Below are 19,498 nucleotides of genomic sequence, written 5' to 3'. Positions count from 1 at the left end.
TCTTGCGCTCCATTTCATCTAGTCATGCAGAGGCTTCTGCCTTTTTGCGGGCCTCATATTTAAGTTTTTCTTCTTCTACAAGCTCTTTCTTGGAGAGTTTACCTACCAGGGTTTTTGGAAGCTCAGGCCGGAATTCCACTGCCGTTGGCAGTTCATGCTTACCCAGCTTATCTGCGAGAAACTCGCGGAGTTCTTCCAAAGTGAATTCCTTGCCACTCGGTGTTAGCTTGATAAAGGCTTTGGCTGACTCTCCGCGATAATCATCGGGAATGCCGACAACTGTCACCTCGGCCACGGCCGGGTGTTCAAATATGGCTTCCTCAATGATACGCGGATATACGTTAAAGCCACCAGACGTAATCATGTCCTTGGTCCGATCGACGATATGCATATACCCTTCTTCGTCAATAAAACCAGTATCGCCGGTCAGGAAGAAATCGCCGATGAAGCTCGCCTCTGTGGCCTCGGGTTTATTCCAATAGCCTTTCATGATATTCGGGCCCTTGATCGTAATTTCTCCGATTTCTCCTGTGGGCATGATCTTGCTCTTGTCGTCTACATCAAGGATGCGAATTTCAACGCCAGGGACTGGCACGCCTGCGGCACCTGCAATCTGCTTGTCCGTCATTGGTGTGGAGGTGCCAGACGGGGATGTTTCTGTCATGCCCCAGCCTTCAAGTAATCGACATCCGGTCACCTTCTGGAACAGATCCTGTACTTCGACAGGCAAGGGAGCGCCGCCGGAGGCACAGAATTTCAGGGAGGACAGATCATATTTGGAAATCTCCGGATGGTTGGCGATTGCCATATACATGGTGGGCACGCCCGGAAACATCGTCGGCTTTTTCTTGTCGATATCCTTCATCACGTCATCAAGCTCGAACTTCGGATGAAGGATAATCTCTGCGCCGCCAGCAATCCCAAAATTCATAATGACGGTCAGAGCGTAGATATGGAAAAGCGGTAAAACGGCAAGTACCTTTTCAGCTCCGTCAATGAGGACAGCATCTTCTCCCTGCTGCATCGCCCGCAGTTGCTGACACGCCGCAATCAGGTTCTTGTGGGTCAGCATAGCGCCCTTGGGAAGGCCTGTAGTACCGCCGGTATATTGCAAGACCGCAACCTGCTCCGATGGGTCGGGAACGGGGCTTGCCTCGCCACGACCATCATTGGCAAGCAATTGCTTGAATGTGAGATGGTTGTCATCGGCCGGTATTTTTGAAATCTCTTTTGATTTGACCAACGGATACAGGAAATTCTTTGGAAATGGGAGAACTTCCTTGAGACAACCAACAATGATCTTCTTTAGTCGGGTCTCCTGCAACATCGCCGCAATATTCGGATAAAGAACTTCCAAATCAAGTGTAACAATAAAATCCGTATTGCTATCTTCAATCTTGTGACGCAATTCGCGTTTTGCATCGAGTGGTGAATAGTTGACCACCGTGCCTCCCGCTTTCAGGATACCGAAGAAGCAGACAATGTAATGAGGTGTGTTTGGCAGGTACAGCCCGACATGCACCCCTTCCTTTACGCCAAGTTCACGGAAACCCTTTGCGGCTCGGTCGACCATGTCATTGAGTTCCGCATAGGTGATCCGCTTGTCCATGAAATCAATGGCATATTGGTTGGGCCATTTTTTAACGGCTTCATCGAGAAGGCTGTAGACCGGCTTTTCCTCGATTTCGATTTCCCATTTTACCCCTTTTGGGTAAGACTTCTCCCATAGAAATTCAGACATATAACTCCCCAGAACATATTATTATTCCCTGTTTAAACTCAGGTTACGTCGCAAGGGAAGGAGGGTCAATCGAAACCGTGTGAAGAGAATTCACTTTCCGGAAATGTCAAACCCGTCGGGTCCGGCGCCACATATTATAACGCCAGTTTTCGCAGAAGGGTCGGGGGAGAACCGTCCGGATTGTAGTGCCGCAACTGCGGCGGCGGCAGATAGTTCAACGCCAAGACCAACGTTCTGCCATAGCCACTCCGCTGCTCTCTTCATGTCCTCATCCGAGACAAGGAGGATATCATCAACGAGGCGGGAGATAATCCGAAAATTAACTTCTTCTGACCGACGCGGGGCGAGCGTACTAGCCTTAGTTTCAATTTTGTCTAACGTAGTGAGCTCTCCGGCATCAAGACTTGTTTTCAGAGTGGGCGCACCGATTGCCTCCACGCCGATCACCTTGATGTTGGGATTAATTGCTTTCACCGCCGACGCCACACCTGAAATCAGGCCGCCGCCTCCGATGGCGACCAGAAGGATATCGAGGTCAGGGGCATCCTCCAGTATTTCAAGGCCGATCGTGCCCTGACCGGCAATGACACTGGTGTCTGCAAACGGGTGAACATAGTGCTTTCCTTCTTTTGCCGCGGTCAGGGCCAGGGCATTTGCATCATCCCAAACCGACCCTGAAACAATAACCTCCGTCGCTATTTTCCGAAGTTTGTCGACTTTGGATTGGGGCGTGTTTTCGGGCAGGTAAATGGTCGTCTTCGTTCCGGTCATCGCGCCCGCAGTTGCGACACCCATCCCATGATTACCACCAGAGGCCGTGACTAGGCCGCGTTCCAACTTTTCTTTCGAAAGGCCAAGAACAGTATTGAGTGCGCCGCGAATTTTGAAGGATCCGGATACCTGCAGATTCTCAAGCTTTGCCGATACCTCCTGTCCGCTATCTAGCGTGAATATCATCTGAGGTGTTCGGCGGATGCGCGGAGCAAGCCGATTGCGGGCGCTTTCAATAGCTTCTAGCGAGATTTCCGTGGTCATGTATCTCTTACTTCCCGATAATTTTCCATATGCCGTCAGCGGACAGGATCCGCTCTCCCCTGACCAGTAGTTCGCCGCGCATGAAGATTACTGCCATGCCTTTGCGGCTGATTTCTGATCGTGCTTCCACCCAGTCGCCCGGTTTGGCGGATGCGACAAAGTCACAATTCATGGAGATTGTCGCGCAGCGCTTTTGGTTGAGGGAGCGCCAGACGATATGCCCTAGAATGTCGTCAAGAAAACTGAACAGCATGCCGCCATGTACGACACCATTGCTATTGGTATGGCCTTCCTCTGCAAGAAAACCATATATAAAGTCGTCGCCATCAGCTTTGTAGTAGAGGGGGCCAATTTTTGATGTGAAGGGGCTTCGTGCGCCATAAAGGCGGAAGCCTTCCGGAATTGAGGAACTGGTCATGCAGGGAACTCTTTATCATTTTTCTTTTTTAGTATCGCAATTATTGTTCATTGCGCAAGAGAGTTGCTGCATTAGCAACTAAAAGGAGGACCCTTGACGTGAGAGGGATAGGGAATGCTAACGTGTTGTCTTGATATAAGGAAGTTCAGAAGATGAGCACGAATTGCTGTGGGGGATCCAATTTCGACAAGGGGGCGGAGCTGCAAACCGGCCGATACCGGTTGGTTCTGTGGCTTGCCTTGATTGTCAACGGCGGGATGTTCCTGGTTGAGATACTTGCAGGTCTGGCGGCGGGCTCTGCCTCGCTTCAGGCTGATGCGCTTGATTTTCTGGGTGATGCGGGAAATTACGCAATTAGCCTCTTCGTTTTAGGCATGGCTCTGCGCGTCCGGGCGAAGGCCGCCTTGTTCAAGGGCTTGGTCATGGCTGTATTCGGGATTTGGGTAATCGGGAATGTCATTACGCATGTTATTTCCGGGACATTACCGGGCGCCATGACCATGGGTGTCGTGGGTACGGTTGCCCTAATTGCCAACGCCGCTGTTTTTATCCTTTTATGGTCCTATCGGGCAGGGGATAGCAATATGCGATCCGTCTGGCTTTGCACCCGTAATGATGTGCTTGGTAATATTGCTGTTCTGATTGCCGCTGGGGGAGTCTTCGGCACTGGAACGGGCTGGCCGGATTTTATCGTTGCCGCGATAATGGCGTTCCTCGCCTTGCAGGGTGCCTGGGTGGTGATCCGCCAGGCGCTTGGTGAAATTCGCGAGGAGGACAACCCGCGTCCGGTGCCCTCCTCCTTGAACTAGGCAGATCTACCCGGACGATTTCACAAAGCCGTTCCGTTCGGCATTCTCCACGCATTCTTCCTTTTCCGCGTACCCTTGCGTGGAGGCGCCAACAATTCGTCCATTCGATGCTGTGCGGCGCCAGCGCCATTTATGATGCTTTTCATTGTGATCCTGATAAAATTCCCACTTATCTCTGTCGCCTGTAATTTTCATAACATTTCTCCATTCGCTAAATATAAATTTAGACGCGCCAAACAGTGATTTGTGAGATATTGAGAGTGTGGCCACTATATATTTTTCCTTGAATTGGAGCCGTGATGAAGACCGTCGTTATCGAGACCGAGAAGATTTATGTTACGAGCAAGGCCCGTAAACTTCTCGACATGGCGCGTGTCGACGCGCTGGCGGAGGATATATTGGAGAATGGCCAGAAATCACCGATACAGGTCCGCCTCGGCCAGGATCGCTATGTCCTGATTGAAGGATTGCATCGTCTGGAGGCGATCAAGGCGCTTGGGGAAGAAAGTATAGACGCAGTTATCGTTCAGGCACGGCGGCACTGATACGACTTAGCCTCCGGTATTCTCCAAAAGCCGGCGATAGAATTGGATGATCTCGACATAGCTATCGATGTAAATCCGCTCATTCGTGCCATGCACCCGCGAAAGATCGTCCGGGCCGAAGCGCATGGGCAGGAAGCGGTAGCTGTTCTCGGCGATGGTTTCATAATGTTTACTGTCCGATCCGGCCAGCATCAGACCGGGTGATACCAGCACATCGGGTAGTGTTTCACGAATAGTTTTTTCGATCAGTTGATAACCCTCTCCCGACTTACTGGAAATTCGTGACGGCTCGTTACCCTGCTTGACGGAGATTTTAATATCCGGATCGTCCACCACCTTCGTGACGTGATCAACAACATCATCAATGCTGGTGTCCGGGAGCAGGCGGAAATTAACGGTCGCCGTGGCAGTCGATGGGAGGACATTATCTTTCGTGCCGCTCTCTGTAATGGTGATGGCTGTGGTGGTGCGGACCATGGCGTTTGTCGCGCCGCCCTTACCAAGCTCGCTGACCAGCAGAGGATCAAGCAACCAGCGGTTCGAAATGATGGCCTTCAACGGCAATCCCATATGTGGCGCGAGTGTATCAAACATGTCAGAGGCTGGGCTGTTGAGGGCCGCAGGAAAACGATTTTCTTCAAGCCGGGTGATAGCTCGCGCGATTTTCCCGATCGCTGTTGTTTTGGGAGGAATAGAGGAATGCCCGCCTTCCGTCGTGGCCGTCAGCTTCAGGGTAAGATATCCTTTTTCTGCAAGCGCAATAAAGGCAATTGGTTCCTCTACGCCGGGCATCATTCCTTGGACAATCACCATGCCTTCATCCAGCGTGAAGGCAAGCTTGACGCCGCGCTCTTCAAGCAAGTCCGCGATTTTCCCCGCGCCATTTTCTCCGCCAATTTCCTCGTCATGGCCGAAAGCGAAATAGAGCGTACGCTTAGGTTTGAAGCCTGCGGCCAATTGAAGTTCGGCTGCCTCCAAAATGGCAAAAACGGACAACTTGTCATCTAGCGTGCCGCGCCCCCAAATTTTCCCGTCCTTGATCGCACCGGAGAAAGCATCTTCTTCCCAGTCTCCCTCTGTGCCGGGTTCGACCGGGACCACATCCATATGGCCCATCAGCAGCGCCGGCGGCAGACTTGTATCGCTGCCTTCCCAGCTATATAGCAGGCTATGATCCCCGACCACGTCACGCTTCAGATTCTCATGAACAAGGGGAAACGCGCTGGTGATCAAAAGATGCAGCTGGTCAAATTCCGCGCTTGCCGGAGGATCGCCGACATCGGTGGAGATGGTCTTAATGCGAACTGCTTCGGAGAGGCGCGCCGCGACTGCATTGGTGTCGATTGCGGGCATCTCAACCACTTCGAAAATAGGGTCGTCTGCCGTATTCGTGAAGGTGTTAAATGTCATTACTCCGATCAGGACAACAATTACGATGACAACAAAAAGACCAATTTTCTTGAACATCATAATAGCTCTCCTGTTCGAATTTTTAGCGGTAATCCTTTTCCTGAAGGGTGCAGGATGGTAAATATAAAGGCAAATAAAAAATGGGAGTGAGATAATGGCGCAGGAAGAACGCAAAAGCGCAGTAAAAGATACTGTTGATAGAATTCGGCAGACCGCGGAAAATCAGGAAATAACGAAAGCGGTGCTAGGCGATATCAGGGCAGAATTGATAGGACTTGCCAGTCGAAAGGAGCTTTTTTCGATTGAGGATTTTCCGCCACCGGGCGCAGATTCCAAGCGCCGCAGCTGCCTCTATCGGCTGTCTGAGGATGATGATCATGGGTTTGCGCTTTATCTCAACGTCGCCGATGGATCGGTAAATGCCCCGCCGCATGATCACACAACATGGGCTGTTATTGTGGGAATTGAGGGGCAGGAGGAGAACCGTTTCTATAAAAAAGTGCCGGACGGGGTTGAGCAAATTGCCAGCCATGTGGTGGAGCAGGGAACAGGTGTGACCATGCTTCCCGATGAAATCCATACCATCCATATCGAGGCCGACAAGCCGGTCCTGAATTTCCATATGTACGGGCTTGGCCTTGAGCAATTGCACGGACGAAACTTCTGGAACAACAATACGAAGGAATGGAAAGTTTTTCCCGCTCATACAGATATCCGTGAGGCACGCAATTGAGTTTCAAAACAATTACCCCGACGGCTCTCCGCACGATTATGAAGAAAAACGTGGAGGAGTACGCCCTCATCGATGTGCGGGAGCATGGGGTTCATTCCGAAGGGCACCCTTATTTCGCCGTTCCTCTGCCACTCAGTAAATTGGAACTGAGGGCCAATGCGTTGCTCCCGCGCAAATCGGCTCCAATCTATATTCTCGATCAGGGGCCGGAGTTGCCGCTTGGTGAGCGAGCTGCAGAAAAACTCCAGGAACTTGGGTTTAGCAATTTATTCCTAGTGGAAGGCGGCGTTGTCGGGTGGCATGATGCTGGCTACGAGTTATTTTCCGGTGTTAATGTGCCGAGCAAGGCGTTCGGTGAATTCGTCGAAGAAACTTACGGTACGCCGCATATTAATGCCGCCGATTTGGCGGCGAGGCGAGACGCGGGGGAGAAGATTTTTGTTCTCGATAGCCGCCCTTTCCCTGAATTTCATCGCATGTCTATACCGGGCGGCGTGGATATGCCGGGGGCAGAGTTGGTCCATCGTGTGTATGAAACGGTTGGGGATGAAGAAACTCAGATAGTAGTAAATTGCGCAGGCCGGACCCGCAGCATTATTGGTGCACAATCCTTGATCAATGCGGGAGTGAAAAACCCGATTGCTGCATTGAAAGACGGGACTATGGGATGGCATTTGGCTGGTCTGGATTTGGCCCATCGGGAAGATAAGATTGCTCCTTCGCCGGGGGAACAGGCTCTCGCGCGCAGTCAGCAGTCGGCAAAAGAAGTTGCTGCCCGCTTCGGTGTTAAAAGGATAGATCAAGCCGCGTTTCGGTCATTACAGCTGAATACGGAAGAGCGCAGCTTTTACTTGCTGGATGTGCGAAGTGAAGAAGAGTTTCTTGCCGGACATATTCCGGGCGCGCGTCATGCGCCGGGAGGTCAGTTGGTTCAGGCAACGGATGAATATGTCGGCATCCGCAATAGCCGGATCGTGCTGATCGATGATGATGCCGTGCGCGGCGTGATGACGGCCTCCTGGCTGATCCAGATGGATTGGCCTGACGTCTATGTATATACCGCGACGGATGCGGATATGGCGGAAAGCGGGCCTGCGCCTATATCCGAAATCACCAAAGCGCCGGTTCTTTCCGCGCTGGAGCTCGATGCGGTGCTGGCATCTGGTGAGGCGGTGGCTGTGATTGACTTGGCCAGTTCTCTCGAATACCGAAGCGGTCATGTTCCGGGTGCCAATTGGACAATTCGGGCGCGTTTGGCGGAAGATCACATTTTTATCCCGGCGGTCGGATTAATTGTCCTGACATCCCCTGATGGAGACCTAGCCCATCTTGCTGCGCCGGAAGTTGAACGGTTGCGTCCACAAACCATCGTCCGTGTTCTTGACGGTGGAACGAATGCGTGGGCAAGCGCGTCTCTCGCTATGGAGAGCGGTGAAACGAACCTGTTAAGCCGTACGGATGATGTTTGGTATAAGCCTTATGATACGAACGACCCGGAGGCGATTAGGCGTCGGATGCAGGAATATCTGGACTGGGAAGTTGGTTTAGTGCAGCAGATTGAACGCGATGGACTTGCCCGATTTCGGAAATTTTGAATATGGATTGGCCAAATTAAGGTGTGGCATTGTTTCCGTTTACGTAAGGGAACACTTGCCTTGTGAAAGGTGGAGCGACATACTGAAGGCTGCGCTTGCAAAGAAGAAAAACCCGTCTTAGCATGGGGTAAAAATGGGCCTATAGAAACCCATGACAATAATGGAGAACCCGATGGATTTATCATTTAGTAAAGAAGATCTGGCGTTTCGTGATGAAGTGAGAGAGTTTCTCGCAACTTCGTTGCCGGCGGACGTTAAGGATCGATGTGATCGCGGCCTGCATCCGACTAAGGAAGGGCAAGTCAGATGGCAGAAGATTCTAAACGAAAAGGGATGGATGGCGCCGAACTGGCCCGTTGAGTATGGCGGTACCGGCTGGACCTTCACACAGAAATACATCGCCTCGCAAGAGTTCGGGCATGCTTCGGCCCCAATTGCGACGCCGTTCGGGGTCAGCATGGTTGGCCCGGTGATTTATACCTTCGGTAACCAGGAGCAGAAGGATAAGTATTTGCCGCGTATCCTAAATTCCGATGACTGGTGGTGCCAGGGTTATTCGGAGCCGGGATCGGGTTCAGACCTTGCCTCTCTCCAGACGAAGGCGGTTCGTGATGGCGACGACTATATTGTGAATGGTCAGAAAATATGGACCTCTTACGCGCAATATGCGGACATGATATTTTGCCTTGTCCGCACCGATAGCTCGGTCAAGCAACAAGAAGGCATTTCCTTCTTGTTGATCGATATGAAGACACCGGGAATTACCGTTAAGCCAATCACCGTGATTGATAAGGAACACAGTCTGAATGAAGTCTTCTTTGAGGATGTAAGGGTTCCTGTTGCCAACCGCATTGGTGAGGAGAACAAGGGCTGGACTTATGCCAAATTCCTGCTGGGGAATGAGCGGACAGGCATTGCCCGTGTCGCCCGATCCAAACGGCAGGTTGAACGGCTTAAGGAGATCGCAAAAACTGAACTCAGCGGTGGACGCCCGCTTGCTGAGGATACGGATTTTAACAACAAGCTGACACGCATCGAAGTTGACTTGATGGCACTTGAATATACGGAGCTTCGATATCTCTCGATGATCGCCAGTGGTAAGCAGCTTTCGGCGGAACCGTCTCTTCTTAAAATCAAGGGGTCGGAAATTCAGCAGCGGTTGACTGGTTTACTGGTTGAATCCCTTGGCATGTATGGCGCACCCTATGAGGCTGAGCGCGCTTACGAAGGCCGTAATGAAGCCCCGGTCGGGCCGGATTATGCGCATGGCCCGATGGCCGAGCATTTGTACTTGCGCGCCTCCACGATTTACGGCGGCAGTAATGAAATTCAACGTAATATCGTCTCCAAAATGGTTCTGGGATTATAAGGATAACTATAAAATGGATTTTGAACTTTCCGATGAGCAGAACATGCTCAAAGACAGTGTCGAACGGTTCGTGAAGGATAACTATTCGGCCGAGGCACGCGCGAAACTCGCGGATACGGAGCTCGGATTCAGCCGGGACCATTGGAAAAAGATGGCGGAACTAGGCTGGTTGGGCCTCCCATTCCCGGAAGAAGTCGGCGGATTTGGCGGCACGGCCGTTGAGACAGCGATCATGATGGAGAATATGGGCAGTGGCCTCGTGCTGGAGCCATTCCTGAGCACTGTCATTCTTGGCGGAGGCCTTGTTGCCGAAGCGGGCAACGAGGCCCAGATCGAGGCGATTATTCCGCAAGTCATCGAAGGTAATATGATGCTTGCGTTCGCATATGCGGAGCCGCAGTCGCGTTTTGATCTGAATGATGTTGAAACCTCGGCAACCAAATCGGGCGACGGCTATGTACTGAACGGTCATAAGGCCGTTGTCTATCACGGCACGACGGCGGACAAGATTATTGTCTCGGCCCGTACTAGCGGTGGCTCCCGTGATGAGAGCGGTATCTCACTCTTTGTTGTTGATAATAACTCCGATGGTGTAAGTCGTCGTGATTATCGTACGATTGACGGCCAGAGAGCCGCTGATATCAAGCTTGAGAATGTTAAGGTTGGTGCTGATGCCCTGCTCGGTGAGGAAGGTGCGGCTTTCCCGGTTATTGAAAAAGTAGTTGATCAGGCCATTGCTGCGCTCTGCGCTGAAGCCGTGGGGGCAATGCAGGCCGCGAACAATATCACCAATGAATATCTGAAGGAACGCAAGCAGTTCGGCACTCCGATCGGCAAGTTCCAGGTGCTACAGCATCGCATGGTCGATATGTATATGGAGGCGGAGCAATCCAAATCCATGTCCGATATGGTGGCGATGAAGCTGGACCTTGATGATGCAACAGAGCGTCGCAAGGCGGTTGCCGCCGCCAAGGCACAAGTGGGGCAGGCCGCAAAGTTTGTCGGTCAGCAATCAATCCAGCTGCATGGCGGTATGGGCATGACGGACGAATATTCCATTGGCCATTATTTTAAGCGCCTGACGACTCTTGAAATGTTGTTCGGCAACACCGATTACCACTTCAAGAAATACGCTGCGCTGGCCAGCTGATTTTAAGTCGATTTCGAGCGGTCATAGGCCGCTCGATAATCTTCCGGTACTTCCAACACATTCACATCGTCATGATCGATAAGCTGGCATTTGCAATCATAGATTTTTTGCAACTTATGTTTATCGCAGTTATCCAGCGCTTGGAAGGATGAATAGCTCCAATCTGATGAGCCAGATGAGTTCCAGAACTTATAAGGTACTTGTAAATTCTTTTCATCCCATAGCAAACAAGCAGCCAGCGCTTTATGCGTTCTAGCTATACCATTTCTATAAGAGTTTATTTGTCCGGGTCTATTATTAGAGTTGTTGTTTACCGAACTTATCTTGCTTCCTAATATTCTTGCCATCAATTCATTATAAATCGCATCGGTCGTGGGATCGCCTGTCATTTTAATGGAAGGCTCGCCAGTTTCGTTGCCTTTGTCTGCGCAAGAAACCAGAACAAGAAACCCCACCAGAATTATAAGATATCGCATACTTTCTCCCTGCTAATACTATTACTCATGATAGTATAGCATGGGATTTTATTGCAATTTTAGATTTTGAGAATTCATGAGGTGCAGATCATGCTCTCAGTTTTGCGTAGCTTTCTTGAAATGCAGGCGGCAGAGGGCGACGTAGCGGTCGTTGCCACCGATTTCTTTTTGTGCGCCTTCCCGGACGGGTTGTCCGTCTTCGCTGACGCGGATCACCATGGTGGCTTTCTTGCCGCAATGGCAGATGGTCTTCAATTCCCGAAGTTCATCCGCCCAGGCGAGGAGGTACTGGCTCCCCTCAAATAGATTGCCTTGAAAGTCCGTCCGAAGCCCATAGGCGAGAACCGGGATTTTGAGTTTGTCCGTAATTTCCGAAAGCTGGAACACTTGACCCTTGGTCAGGAACTGGGCTTCATCCACCATGACGCAGTCGATCAGCTGGTTCTCTAATTCTTCCTCAATGACCTTCAAAAGATCGGTTTCTGCTGAGAAAAGACTCGCTTCCGCCTGCAGGCCGATGCGGGAGGAGATTTTTCCAACTCCATAGCGATCATCAAGCGCGGCAGTAAAGAGAAAGGGACGCATTCCCCGTTCCTGATAATTGAAGCTCGATTGCAGGAGAGTGGTCGACTTTCCGGCATTCATGGTGGAATAGTTGAAATACAGCTTCGCCATAGCAGTTCTGATCCTAAAAATCTGTCCAGGGGACGGGTTGCCGTGAATAAGGCAGATAGAGGGGGTGGCCGGGCAGTCCTTTCTGGGTAAGCGCCAGGACATGCGGCATTATCTTTTGCTCTTTCAGCAGGCGCTGAACCTCCGTATGGCGGTCCCGATGATTTCCGTGTCCACCCCAAGCACAAATCACCATATCCGCCCTACTCGCGGTTTCCAGAAGGGTGGCATCATTATTTGGACCTATCGGGTGAGCGTATTTTTTAAGCTCCCTCGGGTCCGTTGCGCGATAGGCGAAGATATTAACGACCTCAAGGGCGCCATATCCCATATCGACGGCGCGGCGGTGGCATCTTTCGATGGTAGGATCGTTGCGGAATTCATCGGCGGTGGAGGGGTTAAGCATGATAAAGGCAACGCTCGGCCCATCCCTCCATCGACGCCACAGTCGATAGCGATAGGCTCCGCAGGGGCTGAAGTCCGCCCCGGACTCTCCAAAAAATTCAGCTTGCATCGGGAACTGGAAATAATTCGCCCGCCATTCCTTTCACCCAGATGGGCCGCTTCTTCATGATATAGGCGAAGCGATCTGAGGAAAGAAATCTGGCAAGCCAGCGTTGCAAGTGAGGATAAGGGGCTGTGTTAAACCAGTCGATGTCGGTATTCGCAAATTGCCGAATGAAAGGGAAAATAGCAATGTCCGCGAGAGTGACCTTAGTCGACACCAGAAACGGATGATCTGCCAATCGTTTCTCAAGCTTATGAAAAAAAGCCTCTCCGTCCTGCCGGTAATCTTCGCGTGATTTTTCAGGAAAGCGAACATGGTACTTATACCGGTCGAGACTCGACTTGAACGGGCTGTCATTTTCCTCGACCAAGGCGAAGATCTCCTCACGAGTAGCTGCATCCTCAGGGAGCCATCCATCTGGATCGTTCTGCGCGAGCGCCCAGAGCATGATATCCAGGCTTTCCTCCAACACGCTGCCATCCGGCAGCGTCAGCACGGGAACAGTGGCTTTGGGGCTTGCGGCAACCATCTCTGCTGGCTTGTCTTTCAATAATATATCGCGCAGTTCAACCGTCGCGACAGAGTAGGCAATCGCCATACGCGCCCGCATCGCATAGGGACAGCGGCGGAAACTATAAAGAACAGGCAGAGAAATTTCCTCTGGGCGATCGGCGAGTTGGGACATGTCAGTATTTCAGAATATGCGTTTGCCACGGATGAAATCACAGTGGGGGTCGAGAATAGCGAAACTTCTCGGGATTTACCAGCGTAGGCGATTTACTCGCCGACGCATGGCTGCGCGCAGCGTTTCCCGGCGCTCGAAATCGATATCGATAATTTCTTCCTCTTCCGGAAATTCGAAAGCTGGAATTTCAGATGGGCTGGCCGCGCCTGATTCATACCATTCGTTTTTGTCAGCGCCAGTTTCTTTGGCGGGATGTAGATCTACGACATCAACTGTTTCGCGCTGAGCGGGCCTCTTGCGGGGTCGCTTGCGGGTTGGCGACTTAAGGATATCAATTTCTTCCGGTGCAAGCTCGGGCGAAATGAAATAATCCGCAGAGGGGCTTTCCGTTTTATAAGGCGCGCGCGCCGTTGGCTTTTCCTGGCGTGATGTCGTGTTCGACCGAAAGCGCATTTGTGGGGCAGGCTCACCAAATTCGATCGGTTCCTCGAAGGTTTCATAAATCTCCATTTTGGGAGGAGGAGAATATCGATACCGCCGGGACCGCTCCCGATAAGCATGCTTGCCTGACTTCTGCTGGTTTGAATTGGTCGCTTTTGATTGTTCAAATGTCGCGGTGTTTTCTTTGAGATATGGCAGTTGCATCTCAACCCGCTCGACGAGCGTAAGCATCGCGTTCTTCAGTCGTTCATTCCTCTCACGCAGCTGCCTGTTTTCAGCAATCAACGCGCGTTCCCGCGCTGACACAATGTCAGTCTGGCTGAAGAGAGGCCTTCCACGATTGTGGCGAGCGAAACTCATATGATGCGCTTTTCCCGTCTCATTCTCGAATGATTGGTTGCAATCCTGTTTCTATTAAACCGATATAAATAGTTTTGGATCACTTTTAGGATTTTAACGGGAAATTTGTACAGAAACCACCAAAAAACTAAGTTTTATGGTTAATTTCGGCCAAAATTTCGATAAAATTGGTGAAAATTTCAAAAATGTAAGAAAAATATCCTCTAGACCTACAAAAATATTCTTCTGTTTGGCTATCCCAGAAGAAAAACACTGATTTTTCATAAGGTTATGGTTAACACGAATCAGCTTTCCGACCGCGCCGTGCCAAATTTATTTCTGGGCAACGATATCTTCCATCCTGCAATTTCCCATAAGATATGTTCTCTCGATTTGGCATGACTTATTCATATCAACGACGAAATTACCTTTGCAGCTGTTGAAGCTCAGCCAGCCCTGATAGTTATACTCTTCGCCAGCATCGCTCTCGGAAATGTAATATGTCAGATACTCGATCTTTGAAATTTTGCTCCGCTCAATATTCAATCTATCGATTTGTTGCTCAACGACTGGTTTGCAATCTTTTGGACCGAATGCGGCAATACTCTTTTGGAGATATTCGTTATTGCTCGTGCATGACGCAATAGCGAACAACGCTACTCCACAAGTCACAATATTTCGAAAGTTCTGCATTGATCACCTGTATAAAGTTTGCTTTGGCGCGCATTGGCGCAGAAGTCGGAATTAGCTTTATTTTTCTATGTATCGTGGAGTTCCGACTAGTCAAATAAATTGTTGATCGAATGTCGGAGAACTATGGCGTTAGCGTGACGTCAATAGGGGCCAAACCGTCAACATGCCCGGTTATATGATCGCCGGGACTTAAGGGGCCCACGCCTGCGGGGGTGCCAGTGTAGATCAGATCGCCCGGCATCAGGATAAACGCCTCCGAAAGGGCCGCAATCACTTCCTCGATTGACCAGACAAGGTCCGCGATGGTTGCAGATTGACGAATCTCATCGTTTACAGTCAGCCAGATTTTCGCAGACTCAATATCTGCTAATTCTGAGGCGGGTGTAATCACACTGCAGGGGGCGGATTGATCAAACGCCTTGCCGCTATCCCATGGCCGCCCCTTCTCTTTAGCAAATTTCTGAAGGTCTCGGCGGGTAAGATCGATGCCGACGGCATAACCGAAGATATGTTTCTTCGCGGCGCTTGCGAGGATATTTTCTCCCTTTTTGCCAATGGCAACGACCAACTCAACTTCATGATGAAGGTCTTTTGTGATCTTGGGAAACCGGATTTCAGCGCCGCTCTCTACGACGGCATCCGCTGGCTTTGTAAAGAAAAAGGGTGGTTCGCGGTCAGGGTCACCTCCCATTTCACGGGCATGTTCCGCGTAATTGCGGCCGATGCAGAAAATACGTCTTACCGGAAAACGGCGATCGGTACCCGCTACAGTAACTGTCGGGGTTTCTATCGGGTCAAAAACATAGGCCATGACGGGAGGACTTTCTTGAGGAGAGTTTACTTTTCTTCTGAATTTCGTTGCCAACTCTGGAGGTCTTTGAGCAAGGTCTTCTGCGCCGCTTCATCGAGCGCTTTAAACCAATCCTCAAAGCCACGGGTCAGATCTTCCGCAGTCAATTCCTCATCATAGGCGTTGAATAACATTTCTTTATACTCATCGATGCTGCCGCACTCGAACTCGTTATCTTTCGGATCGAACGTCTTGATTTTTTCCTGCACTTCGGCCTTTGTCATCGCAGCGAAGAACGGAATATCTTCTTCAAGATCAAAGCCCCCCCAGCCGAGCCACCAGGCATCGCTTTTCGGAGTGCCAAGATCCCAGGCATACATCACCTCCGCCTCGATGTCCCGCGCGGCTCTCTTGGCCTCGGCTTCCAACTTTCGGGCATCATTCGTTTCGTTCAAGAGGACGCGTGCAACCTTGAAATAGCCTGTATCGTCCGTGTTCCAGGTTGTAATGTATTGAGCAATATTATTCTGGCGTGTCACCGTGGTCTCCTTCGCGAAGAATCTGGCTCATTCCTCGGCGTTTGAGCGCAATTTGTCAAGCGCTCGTCGATCCGCTTTTGTCGGCCTTCCCGCTCCGCTGTCGCGTTTCGCCACGGGGGAGATGGCAGGGTCTGTTTCTGTCGTCTTTTTTTCCAGGGGCGCCAGATCCTCATAAAGAGATTGGGCTTCCGGGGCGGGCCCTCGACGGGTGCCGAGATCACAAATACGGATTACACGTATGTTTTTACCCTGCGCGAACGTGAGAACGTCTTCCGCCTTTACCGCCGTACTTGCCTTTGAAACGATTATGCTGTTGATGCGGAGCTTGCGGGACTGAACAAGCTTTGCTGCGATAGATCGACTTTTGAAGAACCGCGCATACCATAACCATTTATCAACACGAATGCTGGCAGTTGCGGGTCCTCCACCTTCTATCATGCGCTACTTTTTACCGAGTGTCTTGAGAATCGCAAAAGGCGAATCTGGATCAATTTCCTTGGGTTTCGGTTGCGGCCGCTTTTGCGCAGAACGTTTGTCATTAGGTTTCTGGGTTCCCTTCTTCGCATGGGCTTGTGGCCTGTCCTTGCGGTCCGTTTTTGGGCCTTTCTTTTTCTTTTTGAAGGACTTTCTACGATAGGTAAGATCATCTCCTTCGCCTTCAGCGACATAGCCGAGCTTATCAAGGATGAGCGAGAATTGCTCCCGCGTGGTCCCAACGAGAGAAAGCATTTCATGCGTTGGTTTGAACGGCAGATTGCGTGGCAGATCCTTTTTCTTTTGATCATTCGTCCCTGCTGCTGCAGGCTTTACTTCCTGAGGCGTAGCTGCAGTTGAGGCTGGCTCTTCCGAAGTGGTTACTGCGGGGGTGGCTGATTCCGGTGTCTCACTCGGCGCTACAGTTACCTCAGGCGTGGGTTGAGCCTCATCCGCTGGCTGTTCTGGCGCGGGAGAAGTCTTTGCGATCTCTGTATCCATCGAATGCGAAAGTATCTCTGCCTTTTCGGCTTCGGTTTCTTTTACATCCGTTTCGGTGGCGGCCTCTTCTTGTGGTGCCGTTGGCGCGTCGCTCGTCTCTTTCTTGGGTTCTGCTTCTTCGAACAAGCCGCGAGATGCCCGACGCAGCAATCCGGCGAGCCGGTCCAGCATATCCACCCGAACTGCCAGCGTATCGAAAACCGCATAGCCTGCGATAAGGTAATAGGTCCAGGGAAGTCTGCCATCAGTTTCAAACGAAACACGGCCAGCGGGCGGGGCGGGCGGAATTTCAGTGCGCTCCTGATAGATTGACCATAAAAGACAACGAAGCGCGGTTGGGTCAGGCTTTAACAGGATTGGCATAAAAACATGCTCGTACCCCACTCGAATGCCGCCAAACTTCAATCGGCCGTAGTCTTTTTTCTCCAGAAGGCGAATCTGATCACCAAGTTTATAGCGCGGCATTGCACCTAGATTCTCGCTGACCTGGAAGGCGATTCCCCGCGCCGCGCCGGTGAGTGGCAGCGTTTCGAGCTGTACAAGCGGTTTCAGTCGGGTTTCGATTTGAGCTAAGATCCAGTCATTTAATCGCTTGGAGACTGCATCCTGCGCGCTGCCATTTAACTGCTCGCTCGCGAGCAACTGGACGCGAGGTTTCAGAAAAGTCTCTCCCTTGACAAGGCTCGCTATTTGGGTGTCCTGCCACAATAGTTTGCCCTCTGAATCAAGGGTAATATCGGCATCCTGCGCAGCGGCAAGCTGAGCCGCCCGCGCGGCAATTTCCGCAGCGACAGCCTTGTTTCCGATATTTCGGAGCGTTCTGGCCTCGGTATTATTCAGGCTGGTATCGGCGTTAAATCTCAAACCTGAGAGGGTGCCCAGAAAATGTCCTTCAACATGGACTTCCCCGGTCTCGCTTATCTGTGCTTCCAATTGACTTCGGTCTTTCAGTTTTCGCACCAACATTGCGGTGCGTCTGTCTACAAATCTTTGTGTCAACCGCTCATGAAGAGCGTCTGACAATTTATCTTCTATATTTCTCGCCGTTTCCTGCCAGTATTTATAGTCGTCCATCCAATCGGAAACATGGGAAATATACGTCCAAGTGCGCGTATGGGCAATACGTGTTGCAAGTGTGTCTATATCGCCATCAATTTTTTCCAGACTTTTCAGATGTCCGGAAACCCAATCTGGAGGGAGTTTTCCGGTCGGTCCTTGCAGGTGCATGAATATTTCTCGCAGCAGACGAACATGAACATCATGCATCGTTTTGCGAAAATCCGGTATCTGGCAGACCTGCCATAACTGACGGACGCCCGGCATCGTCTGTGAATGGCGGCGCACCTCCTCATCCTTGATCAGCGTCTTGAACGCATTATGGTCATCCGGCTCCCGGGGTAAGACCATGCCATCAATCCCGGGAAGCCTTTCAAGCGACCTCAAGAGATCGCGGGCCGTCGTAAATTCGAGATCCAGATTGCGCCATCGTATCTGACTAACTGGATCGAAATTATGACTTTCGATTTTTTCTATGAGTTCATCTTCCAGAGGCTCGACATTGGCGGTGGTGCCGAAGGTGCCATCGTTCATATGACGTCCTGCGCGGCCAGCGATTTGGGCAAATTCCGCCGGGCGAAGACGGCGAGACATGGCGCCGTCATACTTGACCGTGCCAGCGAAGGCAACATGGTCGATATCCATGTTAAGGCCCATGCCGATCGCGTCCGTCGCCACGAGATAATCCACATCGCCCGATTGATAAAGCTCGACCTGTGCGTTACGTGTCCGCGGGGATAGACTGCCCATCACGACGGCGGCACCGCCTCTCTGTCGCCGTACCAATTCGGCGATGGCATAAACATCGTTAGAGGAAAAAGCGACAATCGCCGTGCGCGGCCGAAGCCGGGATATTTTTTTCGCGCCACGATAGACAAGTTTTGAGAATCGCGGGCGGGAGATATAGGACGCCTCCGGGATCAGGCGCTTTATCCACGGTCGGATTGTCTCCGCACCTAGAAAGAGAGTTTCTTCGCGGCCGCGTGCATAGAGCAGGCGGTCTGTGAAGATATGACCGCGTTCAGGATCTTCAGCGAGTTGGATCTCATCCACGGCCAGAAATTCAAAGCCGCGGTCCAGCGGCATGGCTTCCACAGTACAGATAAAATAGGCGGCTTGCGGTGGGATGATCTTTTCCTCGCCGGTCACAAGGGCCACGTTTGCCGCGCCCTTTTGGGCAACAACACGTTCATAGACCTCTCGCGCCAGCAATCTCAAAGGAAGGCCGATGATACCGTCCGCATGCCCCATCATCCGTTCTACCGCGAGATGCGTTTTGCCCGTATTGGTCGGGCCTAGAATAGCCGTTACCTGACCTGTTTTAAAATTGCGGGGGGAAATACGGCGCATTGCAAACCTGATTTGTGGGTGAGGGGGATAACGTCCTCAACTTTAATTTATACGCAGCCATCCTGCCGAGAACAGGAAAAACTTACATGGCACGGCATATCGTAAGACGTTTTATATGTAAGCATTATGTCAAAAATGTCTCGCCTTCCGGCTATAAATTCGCATTATT

The 19,498-nt window shown here is 51.2% G+C and carries 21 protein-coding genes; 6 read left to right on the top strand and 15 right to left on the bottom strand.

Features of this window, described 5'->3' with window-relative positions; genetic code table 11:
* Positions 1–22 precede the first annotated feature (22 nt).
* The 3 genes from LKE13_RS01640 to LKE13_RS01630 all read right to left on the bottom strand — a co-directional run bounded on the left by LKE13_RS01640 (position 23) and on the right by LKE13_RS01630 (position 3,194).
* On the bottom strand, positions 23–1,741 hold the full coding sequence (locus LKE13_RS01640) for a long-chain-fatty-acid--CoA ligase (RefSeq protein ID WP_227947946.1): 1,719 nt from the start codon (positions 1,739–1,741) through the stop codon (positions 23–25).
* Between the two features lie 90 nt (positions 1,742–1,831).
* On the bottom strand, positions 1,832–2,776 hold the full coding sequence (locus LKE13_RS01635) for a threonine/serine dehydratase (RefSeq protein WP_227947945.1): 945 nt from the start codon (positions 2,774–2,776) through the stop codon (positions 1,832–1,834).
* 7 nt (positions 2,777–2,783) lie between these two features.
* Positions 2,784–3,194, bottom strand: coding sequence for a PaaI family thioesterase (locus LKE13_RS01630; protein WP_227947944.1), 411 nt, complete (start codon positions 3,192–3,194; stop codon positions 2,784–2,786).
* A gap of 152 nt (positions 3,195–3,346) precedes the next feature.
* Between LKE13_RS01630 and LKE13_RS01625 the strand changes: the two genes are divergently transcribed.
* Positions 3,347–4,003: a cation transporter gene (locus LKE13_RS01625; RefSeq protein WP_227947943.1), complete on the top strand. Its 657-nt coding sequence runs from the start codon at positions 3,347–3,349 to the stop codon at positions 4,001–4,003.
* A gap of 6 nt (positions 4,004–4,009) precedes the next feature.
* Here the strand turns inward: LKE13_RS01625 and LKE13_RS01620 are convergent, their stop codons facing one another.
* Positions 4,010–4,198 (bottom strand): DUF1508 domain-containing protein, encoded by a 189-nt coding sequence (locus tag LKE13_RS01620; protein ID WP_227947942.1) that lies wholly within the window; start codon positions 4,196–4,198, stop codon positions 4,010–4,012.
* A 101-nt stretch (positions 4,199–4,299) separates the two neighbouring features.
* On the opposite strand from LKE13_RS01620, the gene LKE13_RS01615 reads away from it, so the two are divergent.
* The gene (locus tag LKE13_RS01615) at positions 4,300–4,548 is read left to right on the top strand and encodes a ParB N-terminal domain-containing protein (RefSeq protein WP_415776477.1); all 249 of its coding nucleotides are present in this window, start codon (positions 4,300–4,302) and stop codon (positions 4,546–4,548) included.
* A 6-nt stretch (positions 4,549–4,554) separates the two neighbouring features.
* On the opposite strand, the gene LKE13_RS01610 is transcribed toward LKE13_RS01615, so the two are convergent.
* Positions 4,555–6,018: a M20 family peptidase gene (locus tag LKE13_RS01610; RefSeq protein WP_265334745.1), complete on the bottom strand. Its 1,464-nt coding sequence runs from the start codon at positions 6,016–6,018 to the stop codon at positions 4,555–4,557.
* A gap of 94 nt (positions 6,019–6,112) precedes the next feature.
* Here LKE13_RS01610 and LKE13_RS01605 point away from each other — a divergent pair, with 94 nt between their 5' ends.
* The 4 genes from LKE13_RS01605 to LKE13_RS01590 all read left to right on the top strand — a co-directional run bounded on the left by LKE13_RS01605 (position 6,113) and on the right by LKE13_RS01590 (position 10,805).
* The gene (locus LKE13_RS01605; protein WP_227947940.1) at positions 6,113–6,691 is read left to right on the top strand and encodes a hypothetical protein; all 579 of its coding nucleotides are present in this window, start codon (positions 6,113–6,115) and stop codon (positions 6,689–6,691) included.
* A complete protein-coding gene (locus tag LKE13_RS01600) occupies positions 6,688–8,286 on the top strand; it encodes a rhodanese-like domain-containing protein (RefSeq protein ID WP_227947939.1) in 1,599 nt (532 codons plus the stop codon). Before LKE13_RS01605 ends, LKE13_RS01600 begins: the two co-directional genes overlap by 4 nt.
* Before the next feature lie 172 nt (positions 8,287–8,458).
* Entirely contained in the window at positions 8,459–9,655 is a 1,197-nt protein-coding gene (locus LKE13_RS01595; protein ID WP_227947938.1) for an acyl-CoA dehydrogenase family protein, read from the top strand.
* 13 nt (positions 9,656–9,668) lie between these two features.
* A complete protein-coding gene (locus LKE13_RS01590) occupies positions 9,669–10,805 on the top strand; it encodes an acyl-CoA dehydrogenase family protein (protein ID WP_227947937.1) in 1,137 nt (378 codons plus the stop codon).
* Positions 10,806–10,807: 2 nt separating this feature from the next.
* On the opposite strand, the gene LKE13_RS01585 is transcribed toward LKE13_RS01590, so the two are convergent.
* The 10 genes from LKE13_RS01585 to LKE13_RS01540 form a co-directional block, all read right to left on the bottom strand.
* Positions 10,808–11,281: a hypothetical protein gene (locus LKE13_RS01585; protein ID WP_227947936.1), complete on the bottom strand. Its 474-nt coding sequence runs from the start codon at positions 11,279–11,281 to the stop codon at positions 10,808–10,810.
* Between the two features lie 96 nt (positions 11,282–11,377).
* Positions 11,378–11,956, bottom strand: coding sequence for a thymidine kinase (locus tag LKE13_RS01580; protein ID WP_227947935.1), 579 nt, complete (start codon positions 11,954–11,956; stop codon positions 11,378–11,380).
* Between the two features lie 13 nt (positions 11,957–11,969).
* Positions 11,970–12,467 (bottom strand): DUF1643 domain-containing protein, encoded by a 498-nt coding sequence (locus LKE13_RS01575; RefSeq protein WP_227947934.1) that lies wholly within the window; start codon positions 12,465–12,467, stop codon positions 11,970–11,972.
* Positions 12,457–13,146 (bottom strand): glutathione S-transferase, encoded by a 690-nt coding sequence (locus LKE13_RS01570; RefSeq protein WP_227947933.1) that lies wholly within the window; start codon positions 13,144–13,146, stop codon positions 12,457–12,459. The genes LKE13_RS01575 and LKE13_RS01570 overlap by 11 nt, the downstream gene beginning before the upstream one ends.
* Positions 13,147–13,221: 75 nt before the next feature.
* Positions 13,222–13,947 (bottom strand): hypothetical protein, encoded by a 726-nt coding sequence (locus LKE13_RS01565; RefSeq protein WP_227947932.1) that lies wholly within the window; start codon positions 13,945–13,947, stop codon positions 13,222–13,224.
* Between the two features lie 312 nt (positions 13,948–14,259).
* Complete coding sequence (locus tag LKE13_RS01560; RefSeq protein ID WP_227947931.1) at positions 14,260–14,619, bottom strand: hypothetical protein; 360 nt, start codon at positions 14,617–14,619, stop codon at positions 14,260–14,262.
* A gap of 121 nt (positions 14,620–14,740) precedes the next feature.
* Complete coding sequence (locus tag LKE13_RS01555; protein WP_227947930.1) at positions 14,741–15,430, bottom strand: fumarylacetoacetate hydrolase family protein; 690 nt, start codon at positions 15,428–15,430, stop codon at positions 14,741–14,743.
* Positions 15,431–15,456: 26 nt separating this feature from the next.
* On the bottom strand, positions 15,457–15,948 hold the full coding sequence (locus LKE13_RS01550; RefSeq protein ID WP_227947929.1) for a hypothetical protein: 492 nt from the start codon (positions 15,946–15,948) through the stop codon (positions 15,457–15,459).
* Between the two features lie 27 nt (positions 15,949–15,975).
* Positions 15,976–16,386, bottom strand: a complete 411-nt coding sequence (locus LKE13_RS01545) for an RNA-binding S4 domain-containing protein (protein ID WP_227947928.1) — start codon at positions 16,384–16,386, stop codon at positions 15,976–15,978.
* Positions 16,387–16,389: 3 nt separating this feature from the next.
* Entirely contained in the window at positions 16,390–19,329 is a 2,940-nt protein-coding gene (locus LKE13_RS01540; protein WP_227947927.1) for a helicase-related protein, read from the bottom strand.
* Positions 19,330–19,498 lie beyond the last annotated feature (169 nt).

The organism is Sneathiella sp. HT1-7 (assembly GCF_020731145.1).
In the GTDB taxonomy this organism is placed as follows: domain Bacteria; phylum Pseudomonadota; class Alphaproteobacteria; order Sneathiellales; family Sneathiellaceae; genus Sneathiella.
This window is presented reverse-complemented; position numbering and strand designations above follow the sequence as displayed.